Annotated in this window: 16 protein-coding genes; 8 read left to right on the top strand and 8 right to left on the bottom strand. The window is 72.6% G+C overall.

Annotated features, from left to right (window positions below; genetic code table 11):
• Nucleotides 1-12: 12 nt before the first annotated feature.
• Both sucB and lpdA read right to left on the bottom strand, forming a co-directional pair.
• Nucleotides 13-1,893, bottom strand: coding sequence for a 2-oxoglutarate dehydrogenase, E2 component, dihydrolipoamide succinyltransferase (gene sucB, locus LPA41_RS27855; RefSeq protein WP_229073853.1), 1,881 nt, complete (start codon nucleotides 1,891-1,893; stop codon nucleotides 13-15).
• Between the two features lie 39 nt (nucleotides 1,894-1,932).
• Nucleotides 1,933-3,324 (bottom strand): dihydrolipoyl dehydrogenase, encoded by a 1,392-nt coding sequence (gene lpdA, locus LPA41_RS27850; RefSeq protein ID WP_229073852.1) that lies wholly within the window; start codon nucleotides 3,322-3,324, stop codon nucleotides 1,933-1,935.
• Between the two features lie 163 nt (nucleotides 3,325-3,487).
• On the opposite strand from lpdA, the gene LPA41_RS27845 reads away from it, so the two are divergent.
• On the top strand, nucleotides 3,488-3,808 hold the full coding sequence (locus LPA41_RS27845) for a hypothetical protein (protein WP_229073851.1): 321 nt from the start codon (nucleotides 3,488-3,490) through the stop codon (nucleotides 3,806-3,808).
• A 28-nt stretch (nucleotides 3,809-3,836) separates the two neighbouring features.
• Here LPA41_RS27845 and LPA41_RS27840 read toward each other — a convergent pair whose 3' ends face one another.
• Entirely contained in the window at nucleotides 3,837-5,369 is a 1,533-nt protein-coding gene (locus LPA41_RS27840) for a leucyl aminopeptidase (RefSeq protein ID WP_229073850.1), read from the bottom strand.
• A gap of 121 nt (nucleotides 5,370-5,490) precedes the next feature.
• Between LPA41_RS27840 and gcvT the strand changes: the two genes are divergently transcribed.
• On the top strand, nucleotides 5,491-6,582 hold the full coding sequence (gene gcvT / locus LPA41_RS27835; RefSeq protein ID WP_229073849.1) for a glycine cleavage system aminomethyltransferase GcvT: 1,092 nt from the start codon (nucleotides 5,491-5,493) through the stop codon (nucleotides 6,580-6,582).
• Nucleotides 6,583-7,140: 558 nt separating this feature from the next.
• Here the strand turns inward: gcvT and LPA41_RS27830 are convergent.
• Together LPA41_RS27830 and LPA41_RS27825 are read right to left on the bottom strand one after the other, a co-directional pair.
• Nucleotides 7,141-7,875: an adenosylcobinamide-GDP ribazoletransferase gene (locus LPA41_RS27830; RefSeq protein WP_229073848.1), complete on the bottom strand. Its 735-nt coding sequence runs from the start codon at nucleotides 7,873-7,875 to the stop codon at nucleotides 7,141-7,143.
• Nucleotides 7,868-9,781, bottom strand: coding sequence for a bifunctional adenosylcobinamide kinase/adenosylcobinamide-phosphate guanylyltransferase (locus tag LPA41_RS27825; RefSeq protein WP_229073847.1), 1,914 nt, complete (start codon nucleotides 9,779-9,781; stop codon nucleotides 7,868-7,870). Before LPA41_RS27825 ends, LPA41_RS27830 begins: the two co-directional genes overlap by 8 nt.
• Nucleotides 9,782-9,863: 82 nt before the next feature.
• Here LPA41_RS27825 and LPA41_RS27820 point away from each other — a divergent pair, with 82 nt between their 5' ends.
• Both LPA41_RS27820 and LPA41_RS27815 read left to right on the top strand, forming a co-directional pair.
• The gene (locus LPA41_RS27820) at nucleotides 9,864-10,061 is read left to right on the top strand and encodes a hypothetical protein (RefSeq protein WP_229073846.1); all 198 of its coding nucleotides are present in this window, start codon (nucleotides 9,864-9,866) and stop codon (nucleotides 10,059-10,061) included.
• A gap of 1 nt (nucleotide 10,062) precedes the next feature.
• The gene (locus LPA41_RS27815) at nucleotides 10,063-10,884 is read left to right on the top strand and encodes a site-2 protease family protein (protein ID WP_229073845.1); all 822 of its coding nucleotides are present in this window, start codon (nucleotides 10,063-10,065) and stop codon (nucleotides 10,882-10,884) included.
• 34 nt (nucleotides 10,885-10,918) lie between these two features.
• Here LPA41_RS27815 and LPA41_RS27810 read toward each other — a convergent pair whose 3' ends face one another.
• Complete coding sequence (locus LPA41_RS27810; protein ID WP_229073844.1) at nucleotides 10,919-11,917, bottom strand: aldo/keto reductase family protein; 999 nt, start codon at nucleotides 11,915-11,917, stop codon at nucleotides 10,919-10,921.
• A gap of 15 nt (nucleotides 11,918-11,932) precedes the next feature.
• Complete coding sequence (locus tag LPA41_RS43070; RefSeq protein ID WP_229073843.1) at nucleotides 11,933-13,897, bottom strand: WG repeat-containing protein; 1,965 nt, start codon at nucleotides 13,895-13,897, stop codon at nucleotides 11,933-11,935.
• A gap of 90 nt (nucleotides 13,898-13,987) precedes the next feature.
• Here LPA41_RS43070 and LPA41_RS27800 point away from each other — a divergent pair, with 90 nt between their 5' ends.
• From LPA41_RS27800 to LPA41_RS27790, 3 genes are read left to right on the top strand one after another with little or no spacing between them, the layout of a single operon-like run.
• Nucleotides 13,988-14,407 (top strand): hypothetical protein, encoded by a 420-nt coding sequence (locus tag LPA41_RS27800; protein WP_229073842.1) that lies wholly within the window; start codon nucleotides 13,988-13,990, stop codon nucleotides 14,405-14,407.
• A 54-nt stretch (nucleotides 14,408-14,461) separates the two neighbouring features.
• Nucleotides 14,462-15,217, top strand: a complete 756-nt coding sequence (locus tag LPA41_RS27795) for a hypothetical protein (RefSeq protein ID WP_229073841.1) — start codon at nucleotides 14,462-14,464, stop codon at nucleotides 15,215-15,217.
• A gap of 27 nt (nucleotides 15,218-15,244) precedes the next feature.
• A complete protein-coding gene (locus LPA41_RS27790; RefSeq protein ID WP_229073840.1) occupies nucleotides 15,245-16,435 on the top strand; it encodes a hypothetical protein in 1,191 nt (396 codons plus the stop codon).
• 731 nt (nucleotides 16,436-17,166) lie between these two features.
• Here the strand turns inward: LPA41_RS27790 and LPA41_RS27785 are convergent.
• The gene (locus LPA41_RS27785) at nucleotides 17,167-17,397 is read right to left on the bottom strand and encodes a hypothetical protein (RefSeq protein ID WP_229073839.1); all 231 of its coding nucleotides are present in this window, start codon (nucleotides 17,395-17,397) and stop codon (nucleotides 17,167-17,169) included.
• Nucleotides 17,398-18,480: 1,083 nt separating this feature from the next.
• Here LPA41_RS27785 and LPA41_RS27780 point away from each other — a divergent pair.
• Nucleotides 18,481-19,332, top strand: a complete 852-nt coding sequence (locus LPA41_RS27780; RefSeq protein ID WP_374238218.1) for an ABC transporter permease — start codon at nucleotides 18,481-18,483, stop codon at nucleotides 19,330-19,332.
• Nucleotides 19,333-19,335: the final 3 nt, after the last annotated feature.

Below are 19,335 nucleotides of genomic sequence, written 5' to 3'. Positions count from 1 at the left end.
TACCGCTGTCGCTTACAGACCGAGGTCCGCCTCGAAGTGGCCGCCCTCGAGACGCTCCTTCAGCGTGCCCAGGAAGCGTGCCGCGTCGGCGCCGTCCACGATCCGGTGGTCGTAGCTGAGCGCCAGGTAGACCATCGAGCGCGGCGCGATGATCTCGCCCAGCTCGGGGTCGTTGACGATCACCGGGCGCTTGACGACCGCGCCGAGGCCGAGGATGCCGACCTGCGGCTGGTTGATGATCGGCGTGTCGAAGAGCGCACCCCGGCTGCCGGTGTTGGTCAGCGTGAAGGTGCCGCCGCCCAGCTCGTCCGGACCGATCTTGTTGTTCCGGGTCCGCTCCGCGACGTCCGCGATGCGCTTGGCCAGACCGGCCAGGTTGAGGTCACCGGCGTCCTTGATGACCGGGACGACCAGGCCCTTCGGCGCGTCCACCGCGATCCCGAGGTGCTCGGAGCCGTGGTAGGTGACGGTGCCCGCCTCGGTGTCGATCGAGGAGTTCACCACCGGGTGCTGCTGGAGCGCCTCGACCGTGGCCAGGGCGAAGAACGGCAGGAAGGTGAGCTTCACGCCGTGCTTGGCCTGGAAGTCGGCCTTCGCCTTGTTCCGCAGGTTGGCGATCTTGGTGACGTCCACCTCGACCACCGTGGTGAGCTGCGCCGAGACCTGGAGCGACTCGACCATGCGCCGGGCGATGGTGGCCCGGATGCGGGTGAGCTTCTCGGTGCGGCCCCGCAGCGGGCTCGGCTCCGGCTTGGCGGCCGGCTTGCCCGCCGGGGCGGCAGCGGCCGGGGCGGCAGCCGGCGCCGGAGCGGCGGCCGCGGTCTTGGCGGCGGCGGCCTTTTCGGCGGCGTCGAGCACGTCCTGCTTGCGGATCCGGCCACCGACGCCGGTGCCGGTCAGCGAGGACAGGTCCACGCCCTTCTCAGCGGCCAGCTTGCGGACCAGCGGCGTCACGTAACCGGCGTCGCCGGCGCCGTTCGCCTTGACCGTCTCGGCGGCCGGGGCGGCCGGCTGCGCCGGTGCCGGCTGCTTCGGCTCGGTGCCCTTGGTCTCGGCCTCCGGGGACGGCGTGGCGTAGGACCCGCCGATCTCCGGTGCCGGCGCCGACTCGATCCGCGGCTGCGGAGCGGGCTGGGCCGGGGCCTCCTGCTTCGGTTCCGGCTTGGGCTCGGGCTTGGGCTCGGGCTCGGGCTTGGGCTCGGGCTTCGCCTCCGGCGTGGGCTCGGGCTTCGGCGCCGACTGCGCCGGGGCGGCGCCCGGCGTGCCGACGATCGCAAGCTCCGCGCCGACCTCGGCGGTCTCGTCCTCGGCGACCTTGATCTCCAGGACGGTGCCGGCGACGGGCGACGGGATCTCGGTGTCCACCTTGTCGGTGGAGACCTCGAGCAGCGGCTCGTCGGCCTCGACGGTGTCGCCGACCTGCTTCAGCCAGCGGGTGACGGTGCCCTCGGTGACGCTCTCGCCGAGCGCCGGCATCTTCACCGCGGTGCCCTCGGCGGCACCACCGGCCGGTGCCGCGGTCTGCGGCGCCGGCGTCTCCTCCTCGACCGGCTTCTCGGTCGACGGCGTGGTCAGCGCGGCGGGCTCGGGCTCCGGCTCCGCCTCGGCGGCCGGCTCCTCGGCGGGCGCGGGCGCGGCCGAGCCGGCGTCCTCGCCGTCACCGGCGATGACGGCAAGCTCGCTGCCGACCTCGGCGGTCTCGTCCTCGCCCACGACGATCCGGGACAGCACGCCCGCGGCGGGCGACGGGATCTCGGTGTCGACCTTGTCGGTGGAGACCTCGAGCAGCGGCTCGTCCGCCTCGACGCGCTCGCCCTCCTGCTTGAGCCACCGGGTGACGGTGCCCTCGGTGACGCTCTCACCCAGCCGCGGCATGGTTACCGATACCGGCATTTTTCCCCAAACTCCTTATGAACGATGGAATCGCTGGAATCAGCTGTGCGCGTGCAGCGGTTTGCCCGCGAGCGCGAGGAAAGCCTCGCCCAGCGCCTCGTTCTGCGTCGGGTGGGCGTGCACGAGCTGGGCGACCTCCTCCGGGAAGGCCTCCCAGTTGTAGATGAGCTGCGCCTCGCCGACGAGCTCACCCATCCGGGCGCCGACCATGTGGACGCCCACGACCGGACCCTCGTTGACCCGCACCAGCTTCACGAAGCCGGCGGTCTTGAGGATCTGGCTCTTGCCGTTGCCACCCAGGTTGTAGTTGTACGTCGAGACCTTGTCCGCGCCGTACTTCTCCTTGGCCTTGGCCTCGGTGAGACCCATCGAGGCGACCTCGGGGTCGGAGTAGGTGACGCGCGGGATGCCGGCCTCGTCGATCACGGCCGGGTTCTTCCCGGCGATCTCCTCGGCGACGAAGATGCCCTGCTGGAAACCGCGGTGCGCGAGCTGGAGGCCGGGCACGATGTCGCCGACGGCGTAGATGTTGCCGACGCCGGTGTGCAGGCGCTCGTTGACGATCACGAAGCCCCGGTCGAGCGTGATGCCCTGCTGCTCGTACCCCAGGTTGGCGGTCGTCGGGCCACGCCCGACCGCGACCAGCAGCACCTCGGCCTCGACGGTCTCGCCGCCGGCGATGGTCACCCGCACGCCGTTGTCGGTGTGCTCGACCTTCTCGAACGGCTTGCCGACCTTGAAGTTGATCTTCCGCTTGCGGAAGGCGCGCTCGACCTGCTTCGAGATGTCCTCGTCCTCGGCGGCGACCAGGCGGGGCAGAGCCTCCACGATGGTGACGTCCGCACCGAACGACTTCCAGACGCTGGCGAACTCGACGCCGATCACGCCGCCGCCCAGCACCACGGCCGACGACGGGACCCGGTCCAGCCGCAGCGCGTGCTCGCTGGTGATGACGCGCTTGCCGTCGACCTCGAGGCCCGGCAGCGAGCGCGAGTAGGAACCGGTGGCCAGGATGACGTTGCGGCCGGTGTAGCGCTGACCGTTCACCTCGACGGTGTCCTGGCTGACGAGCTTGCCCTCGCCGGACACCACGGTGATGTTCTTGTTGTGCGTCAGCAGGCCGGTGAGGCCCTTGTAGAGACGGCCGACCACACCGTCCTTGTACGCGTTCACGCCGGCCATGTCGATGCCGACGAGGTCCGCCTTGACGCCGAACTGCTCGCTCTCGCGAGTCTGGTCGGCGATCTCGGCCGCGTGCAGCAGGGCCTTGGTCGGGATGCAGCCGCGGTGGAGGCAGGTGCCCCCCAGCTCAGCCTTGTCGATCAGGGCTACCGAGAGGTCGAGTTCGGCCGCACGCAACGCGGCCGCGTACCCACCGCTGCCGGCGCCGAGAATGACGATGTCGAAGGTTCCGCCGTTGGGCTGGCTCACGTTGACTCCAGTGGTCGCATCGTCTCCGTGTGGGTCACACAATGGAAACGGTCACAGTCCCGTCAAGGACATCTTGTCACTTGCGGACCCGGTCAATGCAGTCAGGTGCCCTCAGACTCGGCGCGTCGCCGTACGCTTGACGGATCTCGTGTGGGGAGGCGCAGTGGCTTGGTTCCGGCGACGTCGAAGTTCGGGTGGCCCCGGTGGCCGGCTGGTCAACCAGGCCGATCTCGAGCATCTTACGGAATTCGTGCGCTCCCGGCGTGGTGTTGAGGCGTTCATCGAACCGCAGACCACCGTGACCGAGACCACCGTGTTGCTCGTCGCACACGACGGCGAGTGGACCAGGCGGCGGATCGAGTCGCCGGAGATCGCCCGCCGGTTCGCGCACCAGCTGTCGCTGCCGATCTACGACATCAAGCTCATGGGGTACCCGCAGCGGATGCGCGACTACAACGAACGGCAGAAGCGCCGCCCGGCCTGAGAACCAGGCCGGGCGTGTCGTCGTCCGTCTAGAGGGAGCCGACCAGTTCGAGCAGGGTGCGGACCGGCACGCCGGTGCCGCCCTTGGTCCAGTAACCCGTCGCCTCGCCGGTGTGGTAGCTGGGGCCGGCGATGTCGATGTGCGCCCACTCGACGCCCTCGGCGACGAACTCGCGCAGGAACACACCGCCCTGCAGCATGTGCCCGGCCCGGTCCAGGTTCGCGTTGGTCTGGCAGATGTCGGCGATCTCCGACTCCATGCCCTTGCGCACGTCGTCCGGCAGCGGCATCCGCCAGGCCGGCTCGCCGACCGCGGCACCGGCCGCCTCGACGAGCGTGGTGGCCTCGTCCGAGCCCATCAGGCCGGCGATCCGCTTACCCAGCGAGATCACCTGGCCGCCGGTGAGCGTGGACGTCTCGAACAGGTAGTCGGTGCCGTCGGCGCAGGCCCGGGCCATCGCGTCACCCAGCACCATCCGGCCCTCGGCGTCGGTGTTGAACACCTCGACCCGCTTGCCGTTGAACATGGTGATCACGTCACCCGGCCGGTACGCCGAGCCGGACGGCATGTTCTCCGCGATCGCCAGGTAACCCGACACGGCGACGCCCGGCTTGAGCGCGGCGATGGCCAGCATCGTGGCGCCGACGGCGGCCGCGCCGGCCATGTCGGACTTCATCTCCCACATGCCGGCGGCCGGCTTGATGCTGAGGCCACCGGTGTCGAACGTGATGCCCTTGCCGACCAGCGCGACCCGCTTCGGGTCGGTCACGCCCTCCGGGGTGTAGGTGAGCTTCACCAGCCGCGGCGGCGCCTCGGAACCCTGGCCGACCGCCACGATGCCGCCGTACCCGCCGGCCTTGAGCTGCTCGAAGTCGAGCACCTCGACACCCAGGCCGGCCTCGGTGGCGGCCTCGGCGACCAGGTCGGCGAAACGCGCCGGGCGCAGCTCGTTGGGCGGCATGTTGACCCAGTCCCGGGTCAGCCGCACCGACCGGGACACCACTTCGGCGCGGCGCAGCTCGGCGAGCGCGGCGGCGTCGGAGGCGTCCGGCACGTGCAACTGGAGCTCGGCGACCGGCTCACGGCGGCCCTTCTGCGGCTTCGTCTTGTAACCGGCGAACCGGTAGCCGCCGAGCATCGCGCCCTCCAGCACGGCGCGCAGCACCGGACCGGCCTCGGCGTCGTCGGCCGGGGGCAGGGCCACCGCGACGGTACGGCTGCCGGCGAGGGCGCGGACCGCTGCGCCGGCACCCCGGCGCAGTGTCTCCAGGTCGGGGGCGGGACCGGTTGGCTCGGCACCGAGACCCACCGCGACCAGCAGCGGAGCGGCGATCGTGCCGAGCGTGGCGAGCTTCGTCACCTCACCCGCGGCGCCGCTCGCCCCGAGCAGAGCCAGCGTCGCCGTCAGCTTGCCGTCGAACGCGGCGGCGATGCTCTCCGCGCCGGCGGCGGGCAGCAGGGCGCCGTCCTCCTCGGGCTGGCTGTGCAGGCCGATCACAATGGCGTCGACCGCCAATTCGGCCGGGTCGGTGTCGACCAGGCTGAGGCTGGGCTGAGTCACTCGGGCACTCCGGGACGTCGGGGCCGGGCGCCACCGGTGGGCGCGCTCCCGGCTGGTGGGAAATCACTGTGCTGTCCCCGCGACTCTAACCAGACCCAAGGTCACCGGTAAGTTGAGTCTCATGTCTGCCGAGCTTCTGCACTCCCCGCTGCACGAACGCCACGCCGCCCTGGGCGCGAAGTTCGCCGCCTTCGGTGGCTGGGACATGCCGCTGGAGTACGCCGGCGGTGGCGTCCTGCGCGAGCACGCGGCGGTCCGCGAGGCCGCCGGCGTCTTCGACGTGTCGCACCTCGGCAAGGCCCGGGTCCGCGGCGCCGGTGCGGCCGCTTTCGTGAACTCCTGCCTCACCAACGACCTCGGCCGGATCCGGCCCGGCAAGGCGCAGTACACGCTTTGCTGCGACGACAACGGCGGCGTGGTCGACGACCTGATCGCCTACCTGCACGGCGACGATCACGTCTTCCTCATCCCGAACGCGGCGAACACCGCCGAGGTGGTGCGCCGGCTCACCGCGGCCGCGCCGGCCGGGATCACCGTGACCGACGAGCACCGCTCGCACGCCGTGCTCGCCGTGCAGGGCCCGCAGTCGGCCGACGTGCTCGCCGCGCTGGGCCTGCCGACCGGCCACGACTACATGTCGTTCGACGCGGCCACCCTCAACGGCGCCGACCTGGTGGTCTGCCGGACCGGTTACACCGGCGAGCACGGCTACGAGCTGGTGACCGGCTGGGACGACGCGGGTGCGGTCTGGGACGCACTGATCGCGGCCGGGGTGCGGCCCTGCGGCCTCGGCGCCCGCGACACGCTGCGCACCGAGATGGGCTACCCGCTGCACGGCCAGGAGCTCTCCCTGGAGATCACCCCGGTGCAGGCCCGCTCCGGCTGGGCGGTCGGCTGGGACAAGCCGGCCTTCTGGGGCCGCGACGCGCTCCTCGCCGAGAAGGCCACCGGGCCACGGCGCCGGCTGAGCGGCCTCGAGATCGTCGGGCGCGGGATCCCGCGCGGGCACATGACGGTGTACGCGGGGGAGCGTCCCGTCGGCGAGACCACGAGCGGCACGTTCTCGCCGACGAAGAAGGTCGGCATCGCGCTGGCCCTGCTCGACACCGGGGCCGGCCTCACCGAGGGTGACGCGGTCGAGATCGACATCCGGGGCCGCCGCGTCGAGGCGAAGCTGGTCAAGCTCCCCTTCGTGAACCCTTCGGTCCGCTGAGGGCAGCGCCGGCGGCTGGTCCGGGCGGTGGCTGGCCCGGGCAGTGGCTGGTCCGGGCGGTGGCTGGCCCGGGCGGTGGCTGGCCCGGGCAGTGGCTGGCCCGGGCGGTGGGCGGCTTCCGGACGACGGTCGGCCTCCGGGCGGTGGCCGGTATGCGTCCGCGCGGCGATGTTGATCTGCTAGCGCTACGAAATCGCGGTTTCAGGTCCATGATCACAGCGATTTCGTAGCGCTAGCAGATCAACATCTCGTCCGGCGCCGCCGCTGGGGCCAGAACCGGGTCGCGCGGGGTTGATAGCGCGGGTGGTGTCGGCTGCTGATGATCAAAAGGTAACGGGCGGCCGGGCTCCGGGCGGCGGTCACCGCCTGAGAGGTAGCCGTCGGGCCTTCGGGTGGCGGTGGCGGCCTTCGCACGGTGGTGGCGGTGGCGGTCTCCGTGCGGTGGTGGCGGCTGTCGGCCTTCGGTGGCGGTGGCGGTGGCGGCCTTCGGCTTCCGGCGGTGGTGGCTGGCGGCCGTCGGCCTTCGGGTGGTGGCAGTCGTCGGGCTCCGGGCTGTGGTCAGTCGAACGTCAGGGCGATGAGTGTCACCGTCGTCGCCACCTCTACGGACGCGCCGAGGACGTCGCCGGTTGTGCCGCCGAAGCGGCGTACGCAATGGTGCACCAGAAGGACCACGACGGCGCCTGCCAGCAGCACCGCGGCCGGGCCCTGCCATGGGCGGCCCGGTGTCGCCGCCGCCGCGAGACCGGCGACGGCGGCCGCGGCCGCCAGCACCACCGGGGTCGGCACACTCGAGGCCACCATGGCGCCCAGCCCTTCCGGGCGGGCGGCCGGCACCCCGCGGCGGCAGGCGATCGTGATGGCGAGCCGGCCGGCGGCCCACGCGGTCACGATGGTCCAGGGGCCGCTCGTGGTGAGCGCGGCGGCCTGGATCAGGGCGGTCAGTGCGACAGCGGCCACCCCGAACGGGCCGATGTCGGCCTTTTTCATGATCTGAAGGGCGTCGGGGCCGGACCGGTACGAGCCGAGCGCGTCCACCGTGTCGGCCAGCCCGTCCAGGTGCAGCCCGCGGGTCAGGAGCGCGCCCGCCGCGACCGCCACGCCCGCCGCCACCAGGGCCGGCGAGCCGAGCCACCGCAGGCCCTCGTTGATCGCCGCCAGCGCCAGGCCCAGGGCCGCACCCACCAGTGGGGCCAGGGACATCGCCACCGCCGCCGTGGGCCGGTCCCAGCGACCGGCCCGCACCGGCAGAACGGTCAGCGTGGTGACCGCCAGCCGCAGCCCGTCAAACACCCGGCTCGGCGGCGGGCCTGCCCGGATGCGCGTCGCCGGGCCCGTCGGTCGCGGGTTCGCCCGGGTGCGCGCCAACGTAGTCGTGGGCCGCGGGGGCGGGCGGGTTCGTGCCGAAGGAGTCGTCGACCGTCTGGTCGGCCAGCAGGGCGGGGTGCACCGGAAGCGCCGCGGCGACGCCGATCGCGGTGCGCAGGGCCGGCAGTACGGCCAGCGCGTTGGCGCCCTCGCCCAGGTCCAGGCCGGTCCGCAGCACCGGGGTCAGCCCGAGCACGTCGGCGCCCTGCCGGACCAGCGCGAGCGTGCCCTCCTCGGGCAGCAGGCACCAGTGCCGGGTTTGGCTCGCCAAGTCTCGCGCGACCAGGCCGGCGGCGATGCCGAGCGGGCCGTCCAGCAGCACCGGGAGCCGGCGGGCTGCCGCGCCGAGCAGTACGCCGGTGGCCACGGCCAGGTCCGGGCCGCCGAGTTCGCGCAGGATGTCGGTGGCGCCGCGGGATTCCTGGCGGATGCGGTGCAGGGCGTCGCGTACCGCGGCGCAGCGCACCATCCACGCGTGGTCGTCGAACCGGCCGCCGGGCAGAAGCACCCGGGGGAGCACCGCGACCGCCTCGGCGCCGGTGGTGGCGGCGAGCACCGCGGTGGCGACGGCGTCCACACCGGTGCCCAGGCCGGCCAGCACGATCACGTCCTTGCCGGCGTCGGCGGCGGCGTCGGCGAGCTGCCAGCCCTGCCGCATCGCGACCGCGACCGCGTCGTCGTCGGTGACCGGACCGTCCTCCATGGCGCCCGCGTCACCGGCGTGCAGCACGGCGAGGTCCGCGCCGGCCTGGCCGGCGAGCCGGCCCAGCAGCCCGGTGCCCCGCTCGGCCTCGGCGATGCGGCGGGCCACGTCCGCGGCGTCGGTGCCGGCGGCGGCGCCACCGGCGTGCGTGCCGGTGACGAGCACCAGCCGGGGCGCCGACCAGGGGCGGGGCGTGGTGGTGTCCTGAGTGGCGGCGGCGAACTCGATCGCCTCGGCGAACGCGCCGAGCCCGGCGCCGGGCAGGTCGACGGTGCCGAGGCGTTCCCGGGCGTCCGGGCCGGCGTCGGCGCTCGGCAGCGGCAGGTCCATGCCGGGGGCGATCTCGGTGAGTCCTGACGCGACGAGCGGAAGCGTCATCGTGGACTCGTGCAGCACCTCGGCGAGCGCCGGGGCCTCCGCGGCCTGCGCATGCCCCGCCTGCGGCGTGTCCAAAGCCGGAGTTTCCGCGGCTCGCGGCGTGTCGGCGGCCGGCGGTTCGATGAGCGGTTCCACCACGGCGGGCGGGGGCGGCGTGGCGACCGCCGACGAGGGCGCGGGGTTCGGCTTCGGCCGGGTCGCGGGCGTCGTCCGCTTCAGCCAGGTCGGCTGACCGGCGACCACGAGCGCCACGCCGTCGCAGGCGTCGGCGAGTGCCTGGTTCGTCACACCCAGCGCGTCGGTGAACGCCCGGCCCACCGGCGTGACCGGCACCAGCGACAGGCCCACCTCGGGACTGACCAGAACCACCCGGGCCGTGCAGGCCCGGACCGCGTCGGCCAGGGCGGCCACGTCGGCCTCGTCGTCGTTGGGCTGCCGGGCCGGGTCGAGCACCGCGGCGACCCAGCCGCCGAGGTCGTCGACGAGCAGCGTGTCGTCCGGCTTCGCGTCGGTGAGCAGGGCGGTCAGCCGGGCCGGGTCGGCACCGGTCTCCTCGGTCGACCAGGACTGCGGGCGCCGGCGCTGGTGCGCCTCGATCCGCGCACGCCACTCCGGATCGTCCTCGCCGCCGGCCGCGGTGGCGACGTACCGTACCGACGGCGCGTCTGCCACCAGGGACTCGGCGAACGCGGATTTGCCGGAGCGGATCCCGCCGAGAACCAGGACCGTGTTCCACCGATCTTCGGACATGCCCCGTACCTTAGAGCCGGTCCGCACGCGCAGACGCCGTAGGGTGGAAGCCCACCGACGTACGACGTGAGGGGGCGGCTCAATGCCGTGGAGTTGGCGGTACGAGGACGTCGACGGAAAGCCGGTCGAGGGACCTGCCGAGTCGTTCAGCAGTCAGGCCGACGCCGAGTCCTGGATCGGGCAGGAGTGGCGGCAGCTGCAGGGCGCCGGGGTCACGACGGTCGTGCTGGTCGAGGACGACCGGGTCGACTACCGGATGAGTCTGCTCCCGGCGGACTGACGTGACCTACGAACCGGTCTACACCCGTACGCCCCGCAACGCGTTCCTTCCGAGCCCGATCTTCGTCGGGATCGTCGCGGTCTTCGCGGTCAGCGGATTCATGACGTGGTCCCGCTTCGGCAACGTCAAGATCGACGTATTTCTCTTCGTCATCTCGGGCTGGATCATCTCGCTCTGCCTGCACGAGTACGCGCACGCCGTCACCGGCTACTTCTCCGGTGACCTGAGCGTCGCCGAGCGGGGTTACCTGCGGCTGAACCCGCTGAAGTACACGCACCCGCTGCTCTCCATCGTGCTGCCGGTGATCGTGGTGATCCTCGGCGGCATCGGCCTGCCCGGTGGCGCGGTCTGGGTCGACCACCGGTACATCCAGAGCCGGCTGAAGGACTCGCTGATCAGCCTGGCCGGTCCGCTGACGAACATCGTGCTGGCGCTGGTCGTGGCGGTGCCGTTCCTGGCCGGCCTGGCACCCGAGCTGTCCCCGGTCGTCGGCGGGCAGTACTCGTTGAGCGACACCGGCCACCTGGAGTTCTGGGCGGCGCTGGCCCTCGTCGCGTTCCTGCAGGTCACCGCGAGCATCCTGAACCTGCTGCCGGTGCCCGGCCTGGACGGCGGCAGCATCATCTCGCCGTGGTTCAGCCCGGCCTACCAGCGCGCCTGGAACCTCGCGGCACCGTGGGGCTTCCTGGTCCTGTTCCTGCTGCTGTGGCAGACCCAGGTCGGTGACTACTTCTACGAGCTGGTCAACTGGCTGGCCGGGCTGATCGGCGTCGACCCGTGGCTCTACGCCCTCGGGTTCGACCTGATGAGGTTCTGGCAGTAACGGTCACTCACCGACCGTCTTCAAGGACGGTCTGTCAGGGACGTTTCTCGGGGCTGGACGTCAGCGACGGATCGCGGGTCACCACCGGGCCCACGATCTCGTCGATCGCCGCCAGCAGGCCGGCGTCCAGCACCACCCCGGACGCCCGCACGTTGTCCCGGACCTGCTCCGGCCGGGACGCGCCGATGATCGCCGCCGAGACGTTCGGGTTCTGCAGCACCCAGGCCACGCCGAGCTGGGCCATGGTGAGCCCGGCCTGATCGGCGAGCGGCCGCAGCCGCGCCACCGCGGTGAGGACCTCGTCGCCCATCCAGCGGGCGATGAACCCGGCACCGGACTTGTCGTCGGTGGCCCGGGAACCGGCCGGCGGCTGCTTACCCGGCCGGTACTTGCCGGTCAGCACACCCTGCGCCAGCGGCGACCAGACGATCTGCCCGAGGCCGAGTTCCTGCGACGCCGGCACCACCTCGGCCTCGATGACCCGCCACAGCATCGAGTACTGCGGCTGGTTCGACACCAGGCGGATCCGCAGGTCGTCGGCGAGCGCCCGGGCCGCGCGGATCTCGGCGGCCGTCCACTCCGACACCCCGATGTAGTGCGCCTTGCCCGCGTGCACCACGTCGGCGAAGGCCTCCATGGTCTCCTCGAGCGGTGTGCTGTGGTCGTACCGATGCGCCTGATAGACATCGACGTGGTCGGTGCCGAGCCGGCGCAGCGAGCCCTCGATGGACTTCATGATGTGTTTGCGGGAGAGGCCGCTGTCGTTGGCGCCGGGCCCGGTCCGCCAGTAGACCTTGGTGAGGATCTCCAGGCCGTCGCGGCGCTCACCCTTCAACGCCCGGCCCAGCACCTCCTCGGCGCGGGTGCCGGCGTAGACGTCGGCGGTGTCGAACGTGGTGATGCCCTCGTCGAGGGCCGCGCGCACACAGGCGAGCGCGGCCTCCTCCTCGACCTGGGAGCCGTGGGTGATCCAGTTGCCGTAGGCGATCTCACTGACCAGCAGGCCGGACCTGCCGAGATGACGGTGTTCCATGACCCAGTTCTACCGCTACAGGACGGGCCGCGCCTCCTCGACGACGGCGGCGGCCGCGGCCGCCCGGTCCGGGTGCGTCAGGTCGGCCAGCGGTTCGCCGGCCCGGGTCAGCGCACCCCAGCGGCCCGCCTCGTCGGCCACCAGGAACGCCGACGGGTGGATCACCACGGCCCGGTACCCGGGCTCCACGACGATCCGCCCGGTCCGGTCCAGCACGCCGAGCAGGCCGTCACCCGCGTCGACCACGGCGAGGCCCTCACCGGTGAAACCGTCCACGTCGCCGCCGGTGTGCAGTGTCGTCGCGAACGCCGGGTACCGCGGCGGCACCGCGACCCGCCCGTCCCGGTCGACGGCACCCCAGACGCCACCCTGCCGGATCAGCGCCAGCCCGTGCCGGAACGGACGCGCGTCCTCGAAACCACCGGGCACCACGGTCCGGTTCTCCCGGTCGATCGCGACCTGGCCGCCCTGCGTGTCCCGGCTCACCCAGGCCAGCCCTTCGGCGAACGGCCGGGCCACCAGGTAGCCCGCGTCCGCGCCGATGACGACGGCACCCGCCGGGTCGATCAGCTCCCACGCCGTCGCGTCGGGACGGCGCACCCAAGCCACGCCCTCGGTGAACGGCTGCACCTCCGCGTAGCGGGGCTCGACCGCGGCCGCGTACCCCCAGAGACCGGTGCCGTCATCCCGCAGCGGCATCGGCGTCGCCGGCCGCCCCAGCAGCTCCTCGCGGGTCCGCGGATAAGGCCCCCAGCCGCCGTCCTCAGTCCGCTTCGAGATCGTGTCGAGCGCCAGCTCGATCCGCTCCACCAGCTCCGGGTCACCGCCCTGCCGCACGTCGAGCGCACGCTCGAAGTGGTTCACCGCCTCCAGGTAGCGCCCCTGCTCGAACGCCGACCGCCCGGCCAGCTCCAAGATCTCCGCCCGGGTCCGCGACGGCAGCTCCAGCGAGTCCGCCCGCGCGTAGAGCTCGTCCGCCTCGGCGAACTCACCGCGCCACTGCAACACCTGTGCCAGCCGCGCTTGAGCGATCGAAATCGGTCGCAGCTCCCCGCTGGCCTCAGCGTGCCGCAACGCCTCACGCCCATCCGCGAGCGCCTCGTCCAGCTCGCCCAGAACCCGCGACACCACGGCACGCAGCCCCAGCAGCCCGGCCCGCACGTTGTTCCGCTCGGCGAACTCGAGCCGGTCCGTGAGCCGATCACTCAGATCCCACAGCCGGTCCGGGTCGTCCACCTGCTCACGAAGGGTCTGCGGATCGAAGTTCCAGGGATACGAAGCCAAAATCTGCTCCGGGTCGGCCCGCCGGCGATCACCGGCGGCGCGCTGGTCGCGGCGCTGCCGGACAGGCTTCTGTACGGGCAGATCGCGCGACACAGGCTCGTCGGAGGGATTCCGATCGCTTCCGGACATCAATGGCATAGCCAATACCGCGGGCCCGGCCGCCGTGGCCACCCCCGCCTCCGGCTCGTCCGCCGCGCCCGGCTCGTCCTCCGCGCCCGGCTCGTCCGCCGGGCCCGGGTCGCCCTTCGCGGCCGTGATCGGCTCGGTGGCCGGTTCACTGTCAGTCGGCGTGATGAGCTCGGTGTCGGCGGCGGTGATCAGTTCCGTGGCCGGCTCGGCGGCGGCAGCGGTGATCAACTCGGTGGCGGGTTCGGTGCCGGCGGCGATGATCAGTTCCGTGGCCGGCTCGGTATCGGCAGCGGTGATCAGCTCGGTCGCCGGCTCGGTCTCAGCCGGGATGATCAACTCAGTGGCCGGCTCCGCGATGATCACGGTCGGATCGCCCGTCGTGATCAGCTCGGTAGCCTCCTCAGCACCAGCCCCGCCCACACCCCGCGTCACAGCGACGAGATGGGCAGTAGGCGCCGACCCCGCATCAGGAAACGCCTCGGTCAGCGCAGTCTGAATCACCACGGTCGCCTGCTCGGCCTCGGGCGCGACGATGACCGTGGTGGCCGGCTCCTCGCCGGCGCTCACAGTCCCGCCCGGAAGCTGCTCGGTCAGCGGCTCATCCGTGTCCGCTACGTCCGTCCGCTCAGCATCTGCCACCGCTCCGGGGGCCGGGTCGTGCGGTTCGACCCGTACCGGTGCCGACTCCAGACCGTCGACCCCGGCACCGTTCAGACCTTCGCCACCAACCGTTTCGTGATCGCCATCCGCGACCAGCTGATCTGCGCTGCCGGCCAGCTCGTCGGCGCGGCTGCCGATCTCGTCGGTAGCAGGATCCGGCTCACCAGCACCCGCCCCATCCGCACGCGCGTCGCCTGCAACGGGCTCGCCTGCAACGAGCTCGTCAGCATCCGGCTCGTCGGTACCCGTGTCGCCCGCCGTAGCCTCGCCGATGTCTGTGCGATCAGCGGCCAGCTTCTCAGTACCGGTGCGGTCTGCGACCGACTCCGGAGTACGGGTGTCGTCTGCGACCGGCCGCTCATTGCCGGTGCCGTCTGCAACCGTTTCGTCCGCGATGAACTCATCCGCGACCAGTGAGCCAGGAACCGATTCTTCGGCGGCCGGCTCGGCTGCCACCGGTACGTCCGCGACATGCGCCCCGGCCCCCGGCCGCTCGGAGATCAGATCTCCGGTGACCAGCACATCGACAACCAACACGTCATCATCTGGCGCGTCGGTACCCAGCGCATCGGCAGCCGGCACAGGACCATACGACGCGTCGGCGACCACCACGTCACCACTCAGCGAGTCGCCGTCCAGCGCGTCGGCACCCGGCTCGCCGAAAGCCCGCCCGTCGGCACCCGGCTCATCACCGACCAGTGCTTGGGCACCCGGCACGTCACCATTCAGCGCGTCGGCACCTGTCTCGTCAGCGTCCGGTTCGTCGGCATCCGACTCGGGCGCGAGCAACTCGCCCACCGGCAGCCCCCGGTCAGCAGAAACCTCACCGACCGGCTCCTCGACAATCGGCCCGCCCGTAGCCGGCACGACCCCGTACAGCTCATCATCGCCCGCCGCCAGAGTTCCGGCGTCCCTGAAGGCCGGAGCCGCATCAGGATCATCAGAAGCGTTCGGAGGGAAGGCATCCGGTACCGAGCCCACCGCTTCCTCAGCGGTCGCCTCCTCGGAAGCCAACCCCATCCGGCCCGGCTCCCGAGCGGCGAAGTCCTCCACCACCGGCGGCAGGTCGGCGTCCTCATCGATCGGCCCACCGGCGACCTGCTGAAGGTCGCCCGACGGAGAGGCGCCCAACTGAGAAGCGTTCGACCCGAAGACGTCAGCCCGGAAAGCGTCAGGCCGGGAGGCGTCAGGCTGAGAAGCGTCAAGCTGCGAGGCGTCCAGCCGTGACATGTTCGGCTGAGAAGCGTCCGGCTCATGAGAGTCGTACCCGTCCGCATCCAGCTCAGCATCGGCCTGTGCAGAATCGGTCAGCTGCTCGCCGCCCGCGTCAACCTGGACCGGCTCGGCGCTCTCCAGCGACTCGGCAGCGGCACCACCCGTCGCGCCGGCTCCCTCAGTAGCGCCACCCGTCGCGCCGGCTCCCTCAGCGGCGGGCAACGCCGGGACGGCGGCGGTCTCCTGGTCGGAGTCCGCCGCGGCAGGTTCGTCGTCCAGATCGACGGCGGGCGCGAACCAGCCCTGCGGCCGTACCTCGGTGACGGCCTCCGGCTCCTCGACCACCTCGGGCTCGGGTGCCGGAACCGGCGTGGTCGCTCCAAGCCCGCTCATCGACAGCAGCCAGCCAAGACCGTGCGGCTGTCCCGGTTCGATCTCAGCGGGGAACTCCGCCGGCGGAGGCGGCACGGCAACCGGTACGGCGTCGGCCCGGTATCCCATCGGCGCCCCGGAACGCCGCGCCCCGGCCTCCGCGGACCCTTCTTCGGCCCGGGCGTGCGACCCAGGCCGCCCACCCGTCTCGGCCGGCGCCCCGTGGCGCGCCGGACCCGGCACTCCGGAGCCATCAGTCTTCGGCGCCGCAGCGTGCGCCGCCCGAGGCGACTCGCCGGACGACCCCGGCGATTCCGGCGATTTCGGCGCCTGGTCGCGGTCACCGAGACCCTCAGGCCGCTGACCGGACGGCCGCGGATCGATCACCTGAGTGTGTTCGAAGCCTTGCGCAAGATCGACCTGGACCCCTGCGAGATCAGCCTGGCGTACGCGGATCGGCTGCGTCCGCTCCTCACCATCCTGCGGACCCGGCTGGAAGCGCTCGTCGGCCCGTACCGCTCCTTCTTCCGCCCACCCGGCAGCGGCCGCCCCGGACCCCGGCGCCCCGGCGTGGACGCCGGGTCCCGCGATCCCGGAAATTGGCTGCGCGAGCCCGGCGTCCGAGGGCACGCCCTGACCGGCCGGGCCAGAGACCGGCCGCGCGATCCCAGCGTCCGGCCGGAAGCCAGGACCGCCCGGCCCGGAGGCCGGATCAGCGCCGGGTCCGGAGGCCGGGTGAGCGCCGGATCCGGAGGCCGGGTGAGCGCCGGGTCCGGAGGCCGGGTGAGCGCCGGGTCCGGAGGCCGGGTGAGCGCCGGATCCGGAGAACGGGTGAATGCCGTGACCGGCGAGGCCTGATACCGGCTGCACACCAGTGCCGGCGTCCGGGTGAATGCCGGAACCAGCGGGGCCCGAAACCGGCCGTCCCGGCCCGGTGTTCGGGTGGAAGCCGGGACCGCCGGGCCCGGAGCTCGGGTGAATGCCGTGACCGGCGGGCCCGGATATCGGCTGTTCCACAGGTCCCGAGGCCGCATGCGTGCCGGGGGCAGCAGGACCGGAGGCTGGGTACACACCCGGGGCAGCAGGTCCTGAGGCTGGGTGCACGCCCCGGTCGCCGGCGCCGGAAGCCGGGTGGACGCCGTGGCCTGCGGGTCCGGACACCGGGCCGGCGGCCGGGGGATAGGCGGCGGCCGGCCGGATCGGTTGCTGCGGCGTGACGCGGGTCGGTTGCGGTGTGGGGCGGGCTTGGGTGGGAGCGTGGCGTTCCTGTGGTACCGGCCGCAGCTCGAAGGGCGCGTCGGGACCACGGACGTCGCGGGGGGCGTGGGGGTCGGTGTAGGCAGGGAAAGCCTCGGGCGGCGCCGGCCGGGCACTGCCGTAGGCGGAACCGCCCGGCGAGACCGGACCCGGCGCGGGACGGCCGTCCGGGGCCTGCCGTGACGGGTGCCGCTCGGGCAAAGGGCGGCCCTGTGGGTCGAGCGAAGGGCGCCCCTGCGGGTCGGGCGCGGGGCGCTGGCCGTGGGCGGGTACGGGCCGGCCGTACTGGTCCAGCTCAGGCCGCTGGTCAGGCTGGGTATGGCCATGCGGGTTCAGGTCAGCCAGCGGACGACCGTGCTGGTCCAGGGCGGGGCGCGGGTCGAGCAGCGGGCGACCGTGCTGGTCCAGGGCGGGGCGCGGGTCGAGCAGCGGGCGACCGTGCTGGTCCAGGGCGGGGCGCGGGTCCGCCAGGGGACGGCCGTGCTGGTCGAAAGCGGGGCGAAGCCCGTGCTGATCCGGCCCGGGCCGACGACCCGGGAAGCCCGGCTCCCGGTGGCCGGCATCCTGCGACGGACGCCCATAGGAGCCGGCCCCAGACACCCCCGGGCTGCCGGAGGAACCCGAGGAACCAGAAGAACCGGAGAAGCCCGAAGAACCGGAAGAACCGGAAGAACCGGAAGAACCGGAAGAAACGGAAGAACCGGGCGAGCCAAAGCGCCCCGGCGGGCCCTGACCGAACCTGTTGTCCGGAGCCGGCGGCATCCCCGGCCCGCCCGCATGCTGCGGCGGAACCGCCCCACCCCGACCGGGATCACGCTGCGGCAAGGGCCCGAACCCACGCGGCATGGAAGGCGACACCCCCGATCCAGGCGGCGGCATAGGAGGCGCCCCCGATCCGGGCGGCGGCGCGGAGCCGGGCGGCATGGGCGGCGCCGGCCAAGAACCAGGCGGCACCGGCCCGCCACCGTGATGGCCGGGCCCGCCGGAGCGGGGACCGTGCCCCTGCGGCGGCACACCGCCGCGACCCTGCTGGGACGGATCAGATGAGGGGCGACCGGGTGAGACCGGCGAAGAAGACATTCCGGGCCGGGCGGCACCGTGCGGGCCGGAGTCGGCCGGCCACTCGTTCACCCGGTCGTGCATGTGGGCGGGACGATTCCAGGACGGTTCGTCACGCGGGCCGCGCGATTCCTCGTACCCCTGAGGGGCGGGCCAGGACGGTGCCGGAACCGGCGCGGGGCCCACCGTGGCGCGCCCACGTCCCCGCCCGTCGGCGTCGGGGCTGACGGGTGCGGCACTGATCGGGGCTGCGCTGACCGGTGCGCTGCCGGGGCGTGACGCCTCGTAGACCGGGGTGTGCACGGCCTTGCGGCGTCCCGGATCGCCGGGATAGCGCTGGCCGGGGAGCGGTTCCCACTCCCAGGTGATCTCGTAGACCCACGCCGGCTCGTCGTCCCAGCTGTCCGGGCCCGGCCGGGAGCTCCAACCGTTCATCGGGCGGCCAGCGGGCGGCCCGGCAGTTGGCAACTCTCCGTCACGGCGTACTCCACCTTGTCCAAAATCGTGCCGTGGCCGGCCGGGGACCGGGTTAGAGTCGCCCGGCTCCACTGCGGGGGTTTCGAGAGGAGATTAACGGCGTGGACCGGATCGACGCCAGGGTGCTCACGATCTCTCGACTTCGTCCGTTCCGCAGCTCGGCCACTACTTTCGGTGTGCTGATCGGGTCGGGTTTCCGGAGATACTCGACCTACCGGCAAGCCACCATAGCCGGATCGTTCACCAACATAGTCTTCGGCTTCCTGCGCTGCTACGTGCTGCTCGCGGTGGTGGCGGGCACGGGGACGCAGCGGGCGGCGGGGTACGACGCCGAGCAGCTCGCCACGTACGTCTGGGTGGGCCAGGGGCTGCTCGCGGTGATCGGGTTGTGGGGCTGGACCGAACTGGCCGAGCGGATCCGTACCGGTGACATCGCGGCCGACCTGTTACGTCCGGTGGCGCCGGTCCCCGCCTATCTCGCCGCTGACCTGGGCCGGGCCTTGCACGCGATGCTCACCCGGTTCGGCCCGCCGCTGCTGGCCGGTGCCGTGTTCTTCCCGTTGCACGTACCGTCGCGATGGCAGACCGTGCCGCTCTTCCTGCTCTCCGTGGTCCTGGCCGTGGTGATCTGTTTCGGCTGCCGCTATGTCGTGAACGCCACGGCGTACTGGCTGCACGACGCCCGCGGCCCGATCATGCTGTGGACGCTCGGTGCCGGCGTGCTCGGCGGGCTCTACTTCCCGCTGCGCCTGCTTCCGGAGTGGATGACGGTGACGCTCTGGCTGGGTACGCCGATGCCCAGCCTGTTGCAGGCCCCGCTCGACGTGATCGCCGAGCGGGATCCGCCGGGGTTGCAGGCCGGGCTCGTCGGGGTGCAGGCGTGCTGGGCGGTGCTGGCGCTGTCGCTGGCCGCGCTGGTGCAGCGCCGGGCCGAGCGCAAGCTGGTGGTGCAGGGTGGGTGAGCA

The sequence above is a fragment of the Actinoplanes sp. DH11 genome (assembly GCF_020873875.1).
Lineage (GTDB): Bacteria > Actinomycetota > Actinomycetes > Mycobacteriales > Micromonosporaceae > Actinoplanes.
The sequence above is the reverse complement of the archived record's forward strand: the minus strand, read 5'-3'. Positions and strand labels throughout refer to the sequence as shown.

What these genes read in the sequence shown, in the direction of transcription:
- LPA41_RS27795 (WP_229073841.1), top strand. Translation starts at nt 14,462, where the DNA reads ATGCGCCCCGGCCCCCGGCCGCTCGGAGATCAGATCTCCGGTGACCAG.
- gcvT (WP_229073849.1), top strand. Translation starts at nt 5,491, where the DNA reads ATGTCTGCCGAGCTTCTGCACTCCCCGCTGCACGAACGCCACGCCGCC.
- LPA41_RS27825 (WP_229073847.1), bottom strand. Translation starts at nt 9,781, where the DNA reads ATGTCCGAAGATCGGTGGAACACGGTCCTGGTTCTCGGCGGGATCCGC.
- LPA41_RS27790 (WP_229073840.1), top strand. Translation starts at nt 15,245, where the DNA reads ATGAGAGTCGTACCCGTCCGCATCCAGCTCAGCATCGGCCTGTGCAGA.
- LPA41_RS27785 (WP_229073839.1), bottom strand. Translation starts at nt 17,397, where the DNA reads ATGCCGGCCACCGGGAGCCGGGCTTCCCGGGTCGTCGGCCCGGGCCGG.
- sucB (WP_229073853.1), bottom strand. Translation starts at nt 1,893, where the DNA reads ATGCCGGTATCGGTAACCATGCCGCGGCTGGGTGAGAGCGTCACCGAG.
- LPA41_RS27820 (WP_229073846.1), top strand. Translation starts at nt 9,864, where the DNA reads ATGCCGTGGAGTTGGCGGTACGAGGACGTCGACGGAAAGCCGGTCGAG.
- LPA41_RS27810 (WP_229073844.1), bottom strand. Translation starts at nt 11,917, where the DNA reads ATGGAACACCGTCATCTCGGCAGGTCCGGCCTGCTGGTCAGTGAGATC.